Annotated in this window: 14 protein-coding genes; 6 read left to right on the forward strand and 8 right to left on the reverse strand. The window is 63.2% G+C overall.

Annotated elements, in window-relative coordinates; genetic code table 11:
* The first annotated feature begins 80 nt into the window (after positions 1-80).
* Positions 81-1,040, forward strand: coding sequence for a discoidin domain-containing protein (locus tag J0909_RS17740; protein WP_207264985.1), 960 nt, complete (start codon positions 81-83; stop codon positions 1,038-1,040).
* 24 nt (positions 1,041-1,064) lie between these two features.
* Here the strand turns inward: J0909_RS17740 and J0909_RS17745 are convergent, their stop codons facing one another.
* Together J0909_RS17745 and argB are read right to left on the reverse strand one after the other, a co-directional pair.
* Positions 1,065-2,315, reverse strand: a complete 1,251-nt coding sequence (locus J0909_RS17745; RefSeq protein ID WP_207264986.1) for a molybdopterin molybdotransferase MoeA — start codon at positions 2,313-2,315, stop codon at positions 1,065-1,067.
* 4 nt (positions 2,316-2,319) lie between these two features.
* On the reverse strand, positions 2,320-3,195 hold the full coding sequence (gene argB / locus J0909_RS17750; protein ID WP_207265038.1) for an acetylglutamate kinase: 876 nt from the start codon (positions 3,193-3,195) through the stop codon (positions 2,320-2,322).
* A 294-nt stretch (positions 3,196-3,489) separates the two neighbouring features.
* Here argB and J0909_RS17755 point away from each other — a divergent pair, with 294 nt between their 5' ends.
* Together J0909_RS17755 and J0909_RS17760 are read left to right on the forward strand one after the other, a co-directional pair.
* The gene (locus J0909_RS17755) at positions 3,490-4,683 is read left to right on the forward strand and encodes a putative sulfate/molybdate transporter (RefSeq protein WP_207264987.1); all 1,194 of its coding nucleotides are present in this window, start codon (positions 3,490-3,492) and stop codon (positions 4,681-4,683) included.
* 99 nt (positions 4,684-4,782) lie between these two features.
* Positions 4,783-5,634, forward strand: a complete 852-nt coding sequence (locus tag J0909_RS17760) for an amino acid kinase family protein (RefSeq protein WP_207264988.1) — start codon at positions 4,783-4,785, stop codon at positions 5,632-5,634.
* Between the two features lie 104 nt (positions 5,635-5,738).
* Here the strand turns inward: J0909_RS17760 and J0909_RS17765 are convergent, their stop codons facing one another.
* A complete protein-coding gene (locus tag J0909_RS17765; RefSeq protein ID WP_207264989.1) occupies positions 5,739-5,948 on the reverse strand; it encodes a hypothetical protein in 210 nt (69 codons plus the stop codon).
* 91 nt (positions 5,949-6,039) lie between these two features.
* Between J0909_RS17765 and J0909_RS17770 the strand changes: the two genes are divergently transcribed.
* Positions 6,040-6,384 (forward strand): helix-turn-helix transcriptional regulator, encoded by a 345-nt coding sequence (locus tag J0909_RS17770; RefSeq protein ID WP_207264990.1) that lies wholly within the window; start codon positions 6,040-6,042, stop codon positions 6,382-6,384.
* A 37-nt stretch (positions 6,385-6,421) separates the two neighbouring features.
* Here J0909_RS17770 and J0909_RS17775 read toward each other — a convergent pair whose 3' ends face one another.
* The 3 genes from J0909_RS17775 to proB are packed head-to-tail and all read right to left on the reverse strand — an operon-like array spanning position 6,422 to position 8,934.
* Positions 6,422-6,568, reverse strand: a complete 147-nt coding sequence (locus tag J0909_RS17775; RefSeq protein ID WP_207264991.1) for a hypothetical protein — start codon at positions 6,566-6,568, stop codon at positions 6,422-6,424.
* Positions 6,569-6,574: 6 nt separating this feature from the next.
* Complete coding sequence (locus J0909_RS17780) at positions 6,575-7,774, reverse strand: MFS transporter (protein WP_207264993.1); 1,200 nt, start codon at positions 7,772-7,774, stop codon at positions 6,575-6,577.
* On the reverse strand, positions 7,774-8,934 hold the full coding sequence (gene proB, locus J0909_RS17785; RefSeq protein ID WP_207264995.1) for a glutamate 5-kinase: 1,161 nt from the start codon (positions 8,932-8,934) through the stop codon (positions 7,774-7,776). Before proB ends, J0909_RS17780 begins: the two co-directional genes overlap by 1 nt.
* A 189-nt stretch (positions 8,935-9,123) precedes the next feature.
* Between proB and J0909_RS17790 the strand changes: the two genes are divergently transcribed.
* A complete protein-coding gene (locus J0909_RS17790) occupies positions 9,124-10,872 on the forward strand; it encodes a hypothetical protein (protein WP_207264997.1) in 1,749 nt (582 codons plus the stop codon).
* Positions 10,873-10,959: 87 nt separating this feature from the next.
* On the opposite strand, the gene J0909_RS17795 is transcribed toward J0909_RS17790, so the two are convergent.
* Positions 10,960-11,874, reverse strand: a complete 915-nt coding sequence (locus tag J0909_RS17795) for a LysR family transcriptional regulator (protein WP_286182130.1) — start codon at positions 11,872-11,874, stop codon at positions 10,960-10,962.
* Positions 11,875-11,946: 72 nt separating this feature from the next.
* Between J0909_RS17795 and J0909_RS17800 the strand changes: the two genes are divergently transcribed.
* Positions 11,947-12,324 carry a carboxymuconolactone decarboxylase family protein gene (locus tag J0909_RS17800; protein ID WP_207264999.1) on the forward strand — a complete coding sequence of 126 codons (378 nt, stop codon included), beginning with the start codon at positions 11,947-11,949 and terminating at the stop codon, positions 12,322-12,324.
* A 4-nt stretch (positions 12,325-12,328) separates the two neighbouring features.
* Here the strand turns inward: J0909_RS17800 and obgE are convergent, their stop codons facing one another.
* Positions 12,329-13,357: a GTPase ObgE gene (gene obgE / locus J0909_RS17805; protein ID WP_207265001.1), complete on the reverse strand. Its 1,029-nt coding sequence runs from the start codon at positions 13,355-13,357 to the stop codon at positions 12,329-12,331.
* Positions 13,358-13,417: the final 60 nt, after the last annotated feature.

Raw genomic sequence — 13,417 nt, forward strand, 5'->3', positions numbered from 1 at the left:
GTTACCAGCAAAACTCGGGAGTGCCGACATGGTATTTTTGTAGGGGACGGGTTCCGGGGTGATGTGATAGAGGAGTCGGCATGCGTGGTCTTCGTCTTATCGTCTTGAGCCTGATCGTGTCGGCCGTCCTGGCGTGGAGCGGGGCGGCGTGGGCGTTGGACGTGAACGTCCGGGTGTCCAGCTTCAAGATGGACCTGGGGCTTGAGTATGCCCCGGGCAACCTGATGGACGGGAACCCGGCCACGGCCTGGGCCGGGGGGAGCATTTCCTCGGGCGAAGGGCAGTGGATGGAGTTCTCCTTCGACGTCCCGGTGCGGGTCACGGGGTTGGGCATCTACAACGGGCACCAGGGGCCGGGGCAGTTCGAAAAGTTTCGGCGCGTCCGCTCGGGCCGGGTGGTCTATCCCGACGGCTCGGAATTTCCCTTCTGGCTGCGCGACGAACCGGGTGAGCAGATCGTCAAATGCCCGGGCAATCCATTCAAGTCATTGCGAATCGTCGTCGATTCGGTCTTTCCCGAGGGCGTGCCCCTGGCGCGCATGAAACTGGCCGTTTCCGAGGTCAAGCTGTACGTGACCCTGATGCCCGCACCGGAGCACGGGGTCGAGGCGGGCGGGGGCCGGGATGCCTTCGTGCCGCAGGTGCCGCCTGCCGACACGATCAATCCCGTGCCTGGGAAGATACGGGACCTGCTTCGGGATTTCTACGTCAGGCAGGCCTCCCTGGACGATGACTACAGCCTGCTGTTCGCGCCCCACGTGCGGGACCGTTTCGATTTTCAATTCGAGGTCTTCAAGGAGATTCAGCGCCAGCGCGGCACCTACAAGCTGTTTCGCGCGGCCAAGGTGGATCCGTCCGGGCTCGGGTTCGAGCTGGTCTACATGGACAAGGACGTGGCCGAGGTCCGCGCCTTCGGAACCTATCGCATACAGGTGGGTAAGCTGGACAGGAACCTGGAAGAGGATTCGGTCTTCGTGCTGATGAAGGGCGCGGAGGGTTGGAGGATTCTCGAACTTGATGGCCAGATGGAAGATTTTTAATCGAATGTCAGTCTATTCAGACTGTTATATAATCCAGACATCAATCAAGTCATCGGCGTAGAGCCCTTCGGAGTCGGCCGGGATGGCGGCCAGGCCATGGGCCTGGACGATGGTCCGCAGCAGGCCCGATTTGCCGAGCACCGGGTGGGCCAGGGGCGGCCGCCCCTCGCGCTCTTCCAGGCGAATGCGCACGTAGTCCTCGCGGCCGGGCTTGGAGGCTACGTTGCGGGCGAGCTGTGCCTTGCGCAGGCAGCGGCGGGCGGGGGAGAAGGCGGCCGGGTCACCCTGCATGTGGCGCAGGAGCGGCAGGACCAGGACGTGGACCACCACCAGGGCCGAAGTCACCTGGCCGGGCAGGCCGAGCACGGGCTTGCCGTCCACACGGCCGAGGATGGTCGGCTTGCCTGGGCTGATGGCCACTCCGTGGGCCAGGATTCGTGCGTCCTCCATGGCTTCGATGGCCTGGACCGTCAGGTCGCGCACGCCGATGGAGCTGCCGCCGGACAACAGGACCGCGTCGTTTTCGGCGATGGCCGCAGTAAGCGCCCGGCCGAGGCTCTCCAGGTCGTCCTTGACGATGCCATAGGGCACGGGCAGACCGCCCGCCTGTTCCACCAGGGCGGCCACGGTGTGGGTGTTCACGTCGCGCACCTGGCCCGGGTCGGGGGTTTCGCTAACCTTGATGAGTTCGTCGCCCGTGGACAGGATGGCTACGCGGGGCCGTCTGCGCAGGGGCAGTTTCTCGAATCCCAGGGCTGCGGCCAGGCCGATCTCCTGGGGGCGCAGGACCGTGCCTTCGGGCAGGGCCGTGGTGCCTTGTATGGCATCCTCGCCGCGCTGCATGACGTTGTCGAACGGCGCCAGGGACTTGCGGATCTCGATGGTTCCGCCCACGGTTTCGTCCTGCATGGCCTGGGTGTGCTCGACCATGACCACGGCGTCCGCACCCTCGGGCAGCACGCCGCCGGTGGCGATGCGCGCGCATTCGCCGGGGCTCAGGACGATGTCCGGCAACTTATCGATGGACAGGGCGGCCACGCATTCCAGGTAGCCGGGATTGGACTCTCCGGCCCCGAACACATCGCGGGCGTTGACCGCGAAACCGTCCATGCACGAGCGGGCGAGCAGGGGCCAGTCGTGGGGAGCGGTCAGGTCTTGGGCCAGGACGCGCCCGGCCGCCCGGGCCAGGTCCACGGTCTCGGCGGGAAGCGGGGTGAAGCCGCGCAACAGCGCCTCAAATTCGGAACGCGATATGATGGTGAAGAATCCGTGCATGGGCCTAGTAGACGATCTCGGTGCCGATACCGGATTTAGTGAATAGTTCGAGGAGGATGCAGTTTTCCACCCGGCCGTCGATGATGGCCGACTTCTCCACTCCGGCCACGGCTTCCAGACAGCATGTGATCTTGGGGATCATGCCGCCGGTGACCACGCCCGAGCGGATGGCCTCGAAGGCCTCCTTGGCGGTCAGGGAGGTGATCAACTGCCCCTCGGCATCGAGCAGGCCGGGCACGTCGGTCAGCAGGTAGAGGCGTTTGGCCCCCAGCGCGGTGGCCACGGCCCCGGCCACGGAGTCGGCGTTGATGTTGTAGGTCGCGCCCTTATCGTCCACGCCCACGGGTGCTATGACCGGGATGAACCCGTCATTCAGCAGGGAGTGGATGAGCTTGGTGTTCACCGAGGTGACCTCGCCCACCTTGCCCAGGTCGATGATCTCGGGCGGGGCGTCCTTCTTCTCCACGGCCAGTTCCTTGGGCTCGGCCGTGATCAGCCGTCCGTCCTTGCCGGACAACCCCACGGCCTGGCCGCCGTGCAGGTTGATCAGGTTGACGATTTCCTTGTTGACCTTGCCCACCAGGACCATCTCGACCACATCCATGGTGGCCTGGTCCGTGACACGGTACCCCTCGCGGAAGTGGGACTCGATGTTCAGGGCCTTGAGCATTTTGCCGATCTGCGGCCCGCCGCCGTGCACCACCACCGGATTGATGCCGATATACTTGAGCAGAATGATGTTCAGGGCAAAGGCGCGCTTCAAATCCTCGTCGATCATGGCGTTGCCGCCGTACTTGATGACGATGGTCTGGCCGTAGAATTCGGTGATGAACGGCAGGGTCTCTATGATGGACTTGGCTTGAAGCTGATACCGCTTCATGTCGCGCTTGCTGATGGACTCGTGTTTCATGCCTGGCTCCTGGTTGCCGGAAACGGACCGTAATTTAGGGTCAAATTGTCGGGGAAACTTGGCGGGAAGTCAAACGCTCCGTGCGCGGAAGGCGGTTCTTCCGGCGTTGCCGCGCCAAGGGGTGGAGGTATTGCCTGGTTGTACGCCATATATGGAAAATATGGCGGCAACGGCCGCACCAATGGCGATATTGCGGTTGCAGGGATTGTTCCCGATCTGCTAAATCCTCCTGAAGTGCGAGGATATCAACCAGAGGATAGCCGTATGCGACTCAGTTTCAACAGGATGGAATGGGCGGGCTCCATGGGCGATCTGGGCACGCTGCTGCCGCTGGCCTTTGGCATGATCATGATCAACGGGCTGTCCGCCACGGGGCTCTTCCTGACCGTAGGGCTCATGTATCTCCTGGCCGGCTTTTACTACCGGGTGCCCATTGCGGTGCAGCCCATGAAGGTTATCTCGGCCTACGCCATCGGCTTGGCCCTTTCACCTCAGATGATCACCGCCTCGGGCATTCTCCTGGCCGTCATCCTCCTGTTTCTCGGCACCACCGGGCTGGTGGACCGGGTGGCCCGCCTGGTGCCCAAGCCGGTCATCCGGGGTGTGCAACTGTCCACCGGCATTCTGCTCCTGTCCAAGGGCGTCTTCCTCATCGTGGGCAAAAACCCGCTCCAGCTCATGAATGGAGTCGTGGAGCCGTTTTTGGTCGTTCAGTCCCTGGGGCCGGTGCCCATGTCCGTGGTTTCGGGCGTGGTCTTCGGGCTCGTCACCTTGTTTTTTTTGCGCAGCAATCGCTTTCCGGCCGGGCTGGTGGTGGTCGTCTCCGGCGCGATATTCGGGACGTTGTTCGGTGCATGGCGAGAGCTGGTGGACATCCACATCGGCCTGCATCTGCCCGAGATCCTGCCTTTCGGCATTCCGGCCATGCCGGACTTCGGTTTCGCGCTTCTCGCCCTGGTGGCCCCGCAGATTCCCATGACCATGGGCAACGCGGTCATCGCCAGCCGGGACCTGAGCTTCGAGTATTTCGGCAACGAAAGTCGGCGGGTCACGGACCGCTCCCTGTGCATATCCATGGGGCTGGCCAACGTCTTCGCGGCCCTGGTGGGCGGCATGCCCGTCTGCCACGGCGCGGGCGGCCTGGCCGCACACTACGCCTTCGGGGCGCGCACGGCGGGCTCCAACGTGATCATCGGCGTGCTGTTCGTGGCCCTGGCCGTGCTGCTGGGCTCCCAGTCCATCAACATCCTGCACCTGCTGCCCATGGGCGTGCTCGGCATGCTCCTTTTCTATGCAGGGGCGCAGCTCGCCCTGACCATCCAGGACGTCCAGACCCGCTCCGGCCTGTTCGTCATGATGGTCATGCTCGGCATCACCATGGCTTCCAACCTGGCCTGGGCCTTCGGCGTGGGCATCTGCATGAACTGGATTATCGAAAAGGGCCGGATCGCCATCTAGGCATAATGCTCAACCGGGCGCAATTCTAAGCGGCTTGCCATTTTCCCCTGGGCAGGTACAATATCCGATAATCTGACAACCGACCTGGAGGGGGCACCCATGGGCAAGCTGATCAAGGAAAAGGATGCAAAGGGCAGGCTGCATATCGACACTCCGCTCATGGGCGAGTCCCTGGTGGACCGCGCCGTGCTCAAGAGCACCGAGGCGAGCGAGTATTTCCGCATGCAGCCGGAAGTCAATGTACTCAAGATCGGCGGCCAGTCCATCATGGATCGGGGAGCCAAGGCGCTGTTCCCCATTCTCAAGGAATTAGTCAAGGCCAAGGAAAAGCACAAGATCCTGCTCATGTGCGGCGGCGGCACCCGGGCCCGCCACGTCTATTCCATCGGCGTGGACCTGGGCATGCCCACCGGCGTCCTGTCCAAGCTCGGCGACAAGGTCTCGGCTCAGAACGCCGAGATGCTCTCGGTTCTGCTGGCCAAGCACGGCGGAGCCCTCATCGGCCACGGCGATCATCTGGAGCAACTGCACATGTATTGCCAGCTCGGCTATCTGCCGATCACCACCGGCATCCCGCCTTACGGCTTTTTTGAACATCCGGCCGAGCACGGCTCCATTCCGCCTCACCGGACCGATTCCGGGGCCTTCCTCCTGGCTGAAAATATCGGGGCGCGTTCGCTTATCTATCTCAAGGACGAGAAGGGCATGTTCGACGGCGACCCCAAGAAGGCCAAGGATCGCGACGCTCTCAGGTTTTTCGACAGGATTCACGTGGACGAACTACTTAAGCTCGACCTCGACGACCTCATCGTTGAGCGACCGGTCCTGACTTTCCTGAAGAACGCCAAGACCCTCAAGTCGTTCCAGATCATCGACGTCCTCCGCCACCCGGAGCATCTGCATGCCGCCCTCGACGGCGAGCATGTCGGCACGATTATCTACAAGGATTGACGCCCGGCCTCCGCACCCGCTTCAGGGCGTCTTGCGAAGACCGAAAAAAGGCCTCCGACTCGCTGTTGAGTCGGAGGCCTTTTCCTGGGGACATGGGGAGAGGGTTACGCGTTTTTATCTCCTTCGGCTCCGTTGCCGTCGCGGGAGAGGTAGATGATCTCGGCACCCGTGTGCTCGGCCAGTTCCTTCAGTTCGCACTTGCGGATGCGCTTGGCATAGATCTTCAGATCACCGCCCTGGACGCCGACAACGCGGAATCTTGGCTTCTTGGTTCCTGCCTCGGCCCGCATGCGGTCTCGCACGAAAATCTTCATGATTGCCTCCTTGGCTTGTGCCTCAATGGACAATTGTTTATACTGTATATATATCTTCTAAGCACATATGGTCAAGAAGGATGTTACAATCATGTCGAAAAAAGTGGGCGGCTCCAAGCCGCAGCGATACATTCAGCCTTCCCTGCTCATGGCTTTGACGGGCGGGCCTTCCTATGGGTATCAACTTATTCAAACCATCGGGGAATATGGCTTTTTGCAGGGGGATGCGCCGCCGGGCATGATTTATCGCCACCTGCGTCAGATGGACGAGGAGGGGCTGGTCGTCTCTTCCTGGGACGCCGAGGGGGACGGCCCGGCCAAGCGGGTCTATTCGGTCACGGCCGAGGGGCTTGAAGTTCTGGAGGCGTGGGTTCTGCACATGGAGCGGCAACGCGACCGGCTGGATGCGTTCATCCGGCGTTACCGGGCGTCGTAGCATCGGGCCGACCGGCGCGGGAGAATCCGGGCGGAAATCAGGACAGGATATGCCGGTACAGAGTGCGTTCCCAGCAGCTACAGACGAGGACTGCCGTGCGATGGGCCATGCCGATCGAGCGGAGCCTGCAATAGACGTGCAGGGGATTGAGCCTGTGCTGTAGGCGGGAGCGGATGGATGTCATGCCGTCTTATCGGTGTGTTTCGGCCGGGGGCTTAGGGGCGTTGTGGTCGATGTTGACGATGTAGAAGCGCGCCAGGACGAGGATGGCTGCGGCGCAGGCGAATCCGCCCCAGTACACGGCGTCCATGCCGCCCAGGGCGTAAAGCCCACCCATGATCATCGGGGCCACGGTCTGGGCCAGGCGCAGGAGCAGGCCGTTGGCGGCCATGAACGCGCCGCGCTGTTCCATGGGCGCGATGGTCGTCAGCATGGTCATGACCGTGGGGATGTTCAGTCCCTGGGCCAGGCCGAAGCAGATGACCGGCGGAATGGTCAGGGCCAGGGTCGGGGCGTGGGGCGTGAAGACCATGCACAGGCCGTAGAACACGGCGGCGGCGGAGAGCAGAGTGCGCTGGCCGAAGCGCTGAGTCAGCTTGCCGAGTTGGAACGAGGCCAGTCCGGTGAAGCCCGAAGCGGCCAGGAAGACCAGGCCGATGGTCGCGGGCGAGGCCTTGAAGCGGTGGTTGAGCAGGATGGGCAGATACGTGATCAGCGGGCCGTACAGGATGATGAAGGTCAACAGGGTGGTGGCGAACAAGGCCATGGTCTCGCGCGTCTTCATCCGCCGGTAGGCGTTTGCGAAATAATCCTTGAGGCTTCCGTGTTTGTCCGGCTCGGGGGTCTTCATGAAAAAGAGGATGGCCAGGCCCAGCGGCACGGCCAGCAGGGGCAGGATGAAGGGATAGTTCCAACCGAGCAGGGCCAGGACGCCGCCCACGGCCGGATATCCGGCCGTGCCCATGGCCAGGACCGAGGCGTTGTAGCCCATGGCCTGGCCGCGTTCCGGGCCGGTGTACAGGTCGCCGATCATGGTCGAGTAGAGCACGCCTAGCGGGGCCGCGCCTACGCCCTGCAAGAAGCGCAGGATCAGAAGCTGTTGCATGGTATGGGCGAAGAAACAGGCGAAGCCGAACCCGCTGAAGATGAACAGCGAGGGCACCAGGACCACCTTGCGGCCCACGCGGTCGGCCATGATGCCGACCAGGGGCGAGAAGAGTACGCCGGGCAGGGTGAAGGCGGAGATGACCAGGCCGATCTGCACCGCGCTCAGGTTGAGCCCCTTCATGATGTCGGGCAAGGCCGGAATGATGGACGACACGCCGAGTACGGCCATGAGCGTCACGCCGAAGACGTACTGGAGGTTGCGGTCGAGGTAGAGCCTGCGCATCAGATGGCCGCGTTCAGGAGCATGTTGTCACGGTGCACGGCCTCGTCGGAGGTCGTGGGGCCGATGATGGCCGCCAGTTCGTCCGTGCGTTTGCCCTTGATGTGGCGTAATTCGTCGGCGGAGTAGTTGGTCTGTCCTACGCCGAGTTCGTCGCCGTCGGCGGTTTTGATGAAGATCAGCGCCCCGCGTTCGAAACAGCCCGCCACGTCGGTGATGCCGATGGGCAGCAGGGACGTGCCCTTGGTCATCAGGGCATTGGCCGCGCCGTTGTCCACCAGGATCGCCCCGGACGGGTCGTCATGGTAGGCCAGCCAGAATTTCTTGCTTGAAACCGCCCGGTCGTCGGGCAGGACCAGGGTTCCGCCCTCGCCGCCCGAGAGCACGTTCGGGATGTCGAATGCGCCCTTGCCCGTGAGGATCAGGGTGGGCACGCCCAGTTGGGCCGCCCGCCGGGCCGCGCGCAGTTTGGAGTACATGCCGCCTGTGCCGACGTTGGACTTGCCGTCGCACATGGTCTCGATGTCCAGGGCCGCGATGTCCTCAATGAGCGGGATGGGCGTGGCGTTTGGATCGGCGTCGGGATTCCTGTCGAAGACCCCGTCGGCCGAGGTCATATTCACGAACAGGTCCGCGCCGATCAGCCCCAGGCACATGGCGGCCAAGGTGTCGTTGTCCCCGAATTCCAACTCGCGGGTGGACACTGTGTCATTTTCGTTGATAATCGGGATGACGCCCCATTCCAGGAGCCGTTCCAAGGTGTTGCGCGCATTCAGGAAGCGGTCGCGCAGCTTCAGGCCGCTGCGGGTCAGCAGAACCTGGGCCGTGACTTTGCCGTGCCGGGCGAAGGCTTCGTCGTAGTCGTGCATGAGCCGTCCCTGGCCCACGGCCGAGGCCGCCTGCCGGGAGACCAAGTCCTTGCCGTTGCGTTGTTTCTTGCAAGTGCGCTCGAAGATGCGCTGCCTGCCTGCGGCCACCGCGCCCGAGGAAACCAGGATTACGTCCATGCCTCGGTCGGACAGCGCTGCCAACTGATCGGCCAAGCGGTTGATGGCCTCGCCGTTCAGGCCGTCGCGGGTGGTCAGCACGGCCGAGCCGACCTTGATCACCACCCGCCTGACGTTGTCGAGCAGGGAGTCTCGGGTAATGGGCGATTTCGTCATGGGGCGCACGGTACTCCAACTGGTTCCGGCCTGCAACAAGGGACTTGGCCGGGGTGGGCGTTCTCGGGGGGGGGTGTACCCCACCAGAAAATTAATTTGCCATTACTTCGACATAAAGAAATATGAACGAGTGCCGATATGAAGCAATAAGCCGGGCGGATTCCCCATGGCCCGGAACAAGGAGCGAGCATGGTCGACCCCATAGGCACCACTTCCACGGCCCCGACTTATTCCTACAGCAGGAATCGCCGCGACAACGCCAGTCAAGCCGGTGCGCCCATTTCCGCAGATACGGTCAACATCAGTCTCGAGGGCCTTAAGGCTCAGAAATACTCACCGTTCCAGACCGGCGAGGAAGACGTCGCCAAGGCTCGCGAATCTCCATGGCTGCTCCCCACGATGGGGACCCATTCCGAGCGCACCCTCAAGAACGGGCATACCGAGATCATGGAGATCGAAGGCGGTAAACTGACCGTGCGCGAGTACGACGGGGACCGCTTGGTCAAGTCCGTGGACGGAACCATGGTCGAAGGGCTGACCGTGCTCGACACCACCTATTACGACAAGAAGGGGGAGGCCACCCAGACCATCCACTCGGAACTGACCCGGCTTGACGACAAGAACGGTTGGTCTGGCGCGAATATGAGCCGGTCGGTGACCTGGTTCGAAGACGGGCGGACCGTGCGTACCCTGAGCGACGAGATGACCCTGCGCACCCGCAACATAGGTACGAGCAGCATAAAGGTGGGCGACAACCAGTTTTCGCGTATGACCGACGAGGTTGACGGCGACTCGGACAAGTTGCTCCGCAGTCTCACCCACGAGAATCACAATTTGAGCTACCACGCCGATATCCAGGAGTTTTACGACAACAAGCAGCTCTCCAGGAGCGTGATCATCGACCAGTCTGGCGAATTCACACAGGAGTCCAATCGCAACGAGGAGAAGGTGGACGACATGGAAGGTCTGACCACCCGCGAACTCTACCACGACACCGAGTTGACCCTGGTCATCAATGACTATGACCGGGATGGCCGTCTTCTGCGGGAAGCCACGGTTTCCGACCAGCAGGAGGACGGGGACGGCGGCAAGGACGGCAAGCAGTACCAGACCGCGGACATCACCTGGTACAAGGACGGCGAAAAGATCAAGCATGGCAACGGCTCCTTCCGGCTGGAAGAGACTCCCATGCACAAACTCGCGAAGCGGCCCGGCGTCTTGGATCTCCTGGGCCTTAGCGCGGAGGCATATCTCACCCCCGAGGCGAAGGACGCCGATTACCTGCTCGGCACCACGATGGCGGAAAGCTCGGCCGCGGCTGAATTCTTCCTGGAAGGCACGGCGCACGGCGCGGCCAAAGGGCAATACGGCTCGGCTTCGCAGATGGCCAAGTACGGCAAGCTCCAACAGCCTTTCGACGTGGATTGGACCACCGAACTCTATGAAGAGGGTGAGTTGGTCATGCGCAAGCAGGACAGTCAGCAGGCCCGGAGTTCGACGGGGCAGAGTGTGGACGACCGGCTGCCCTTCCGCCTCGCGGGCGCGTTGTCCGACGGCGACCGGCCCGCTGTTCTCCAGCAGTCCGAACATACCACTGAAATTTTTGAAAACGGCGAGACCGTGGCCATGGAGTCCCAAAAGACTCGGGAGTTTCTCCAGCCGGACGACCACGGGCCGGACACCCTGATGACTCTGGCCGACTACGACCGCCTCGACGAGACGGACGGCAAGGACGGCCTCAACGTGGTCTACAAGGGCGACATCGACACGGCCGATCCGGATTCGCGCGCCGCTTTGCGCGCCATGGGCAAGGAGGTCGACCAAACCATGGACGACTTCTACGAGACGTATCGCAACGTGCGCGGACCCTATGCCCCGTACGGCAAAGCCAGCAAATTCTGGTTCAAGGGTTTCGACGGGGAATATCAGGGCCTCTGATCGGCAGGCGGCCGCCGGGCGGCTTTTCCGGAGAGGAGCCGAAGATGTTGCCGCCGGCGGGCGAGGGACGCGTTCCCCGGCCGCCGGTCAGGCGTCTTTGGCGTGTCCGGTGCGCAGAAGTTGGCCCAGAAAAGCGGCCAGGGCTGGGCCGGGCGGCCCGCTGCGGGTGATCAGGTGAAATCTCAGTTCTGGCGTTTTCGCGGCAAAGGGCACGAAGGCCACGTCCCGACGGCCCGTGTCCGCCGTGGACCGGGGCACGGGCGAAACCCCGAATCCGGCGGCCACCAGGGCCACGGTGGCGTGCTTGGTCAGGACCTCCTGGGCCACGCGCAACCGCGCTCCGGCACCGGCGAGCAGGGCGGCCCATTGATCGTACAGCAGCGGGTTCAGGACGCGCGGAAACATGATCAGCGGCTCATCGTCGAGCATCTCCGCCTTGATGGCCCGCACTCGGGCCAGCCTGTGGGCGGCGGGCACGGCCAGGACGTACGCCTCGCGGTGATATACGTGCCGCTCAAGCCCGGCGGGATTGGTCCCTGACAACCGGACCACGGCCGCGTCCAGCCCCTTCCCCCGGACCAGTTCCACCAATTCCGGGGTGGATTTCTCCGACAATTCCAAAGCGATGCCCGGGTGGGTCTCGCCGAATCGCTTCAGGTCCGGCGAAAGCGGCCCGTCGATGGCCGGGCCGATGAAGCCCACGCGCAGTCTGCCCGTGCGTCCCATTCCCGTGTCCACCGCCCGCCGTTCGGCCGCCTCCATGTCCGCCAGGATGCGGCGCACGTCCGCAAGCAGGCTCTCGCCCGCCTCGGTGAGGGCCACCGACCGCCGGTCGCGCACGAACAGCGGCACGCCCAGCTCTGCTTCGAAAGCGGCGATCTGCTGGGAAAGGGGCGGTTGCGTCATGTGTAGCCGCTCCGCCGCCCGGCGGAAGTGCAAGGTTTCGGCCACGGCCAGGAAATATCGCATCTGTCGAGTGTCCATGCATGATATGTATCTCATATCACAGCGCCTGAAAAGCAGTATTGGACGTATTACAGAGCCGGGGCCAGAGTGGGCGAAAAGGAGGTTGTCATGGACAACAAACGATTTGAACGCGGCATGGAAATGCTCGCCCGCGTGGACGGCGAGCAGGGCGACAAGGTTATGGAGGCACTGGGGGACATCGCCCCGGATCTGGCGAAACTTATGGTCGAATACGGATTCGGGGACGTCTATTCCCGGCCCGGGCTGTCTCTCAAGGAGCGGGAGCTGATCACCATCGCGGCCCTGGCCGCCAAGGGTGGGTGCGAGCCGCAGCTCAAGGTCCACCTGCACGGGGCGTTGAACGTGGGCTGGACGCGGAAGGAGATTGTCGAGACCTTTCTCCAGATCTCGGTCTATGCGGGGTTCCCGGCGGCCCTGAACGCGGTCTTCGCGGCCAAGGCGGTTTTTGCCGAGCGGGGCGAGTAGAGCCCTAGGCTTCGTCAAGCAGGGCGAGCTGCCGCCACATCTCCGTGAGCAGCTCGTCCACGCCTTCTCCGGTCAGGGCGGAGATGAAGAAGACGGTTTCGCCGGAGGCGGCGACTTTGGCCTTCATGTCGGCCAGTTCCGCTTCGGACAGGGTGTCTATCTTGTTGATGACCTTGATCTGCGGCTTTTTCGCGATCTCGTCGTTGTACTCGCGCAGCTCCTGGTTGAGCATGGCGTAGCCGTCCGCAGGGTCATCGCGGTTGACGTCTTCGGCGGCCAGGATATGCACCAGGAAGCGTGTCCGCTCCACGTGCTTGAGGAAGGTAATGCCCAAGCCGCGTCCTTCGGAGGCCCCTTCGATGAGGCCGGGGATGTCGGCGATGACCATGCGCTTGAAGGCGTCGTCTTCGATGACCCCGAGGTTGGGCACGAGCGTGGTGAACGGATAGGCCGCGATCTTGGGCCGGGCTGCGGAGACCTTGGAAATGAAGGTGGACTTGCCCGCTGAGGGCAGGCCGAGCAGCCCCACGTCCGCCAGGATCTTGAGTTCCAGCCTGAGTTGTTTTTCCTGGCCCGGGAGGCCGGACTCGGCGTAGCGCGGAGTGCGGTTGATCGAGGACTTGAAGTGCAGATTGCCGCGTCCGCCGCGTCCGCCCTCGCAGATGACGATCTCGGTGCCGTCCTCCACCAGGTCGATCACGAACTCCTCGCGGGTCGTGCCGTCCTCCTCCTCGATGATTTCGAAGATAAGCGTGCCCATGGGCAGATCCACGACAAGGTCGTCGGCCGCCTTGCCGTAGCGGTCCCGGCCCATGCCGGACTGACCGTTGCGTGCCGTATAATGGCGTTTCAGGCGGAAGTCGTAGAGGGACATGAGCCGGTCGGAACCGCGCAGGATCACATCGCCGCCCTTGCCGCCGTCGCCGCCATCCGGGCCGCCCTTGGGCATGTTGGCCTCGCGCCGCAGGCTGGCGCAGCCGTTGCCGCCCTTGCCGGACGCCACCTTGATGGTCGCTTCATCCACGAATTTCATGTCTTGTCCTCGCCCTTGGGGTTTCCATCATTCCGAACGCAAAAAACGGGCAGGGAGCAT

It is taken from the genome of Desulfovibrio sp. Huiquan2017, from assembly GCF_017351175.1.
Lineage (GTDB): Bacteria > Desulfobacterota > Desulfovibrionia > Desulfovibrionales > Desulfovibrionaceae > Pseudodesulfovibrio.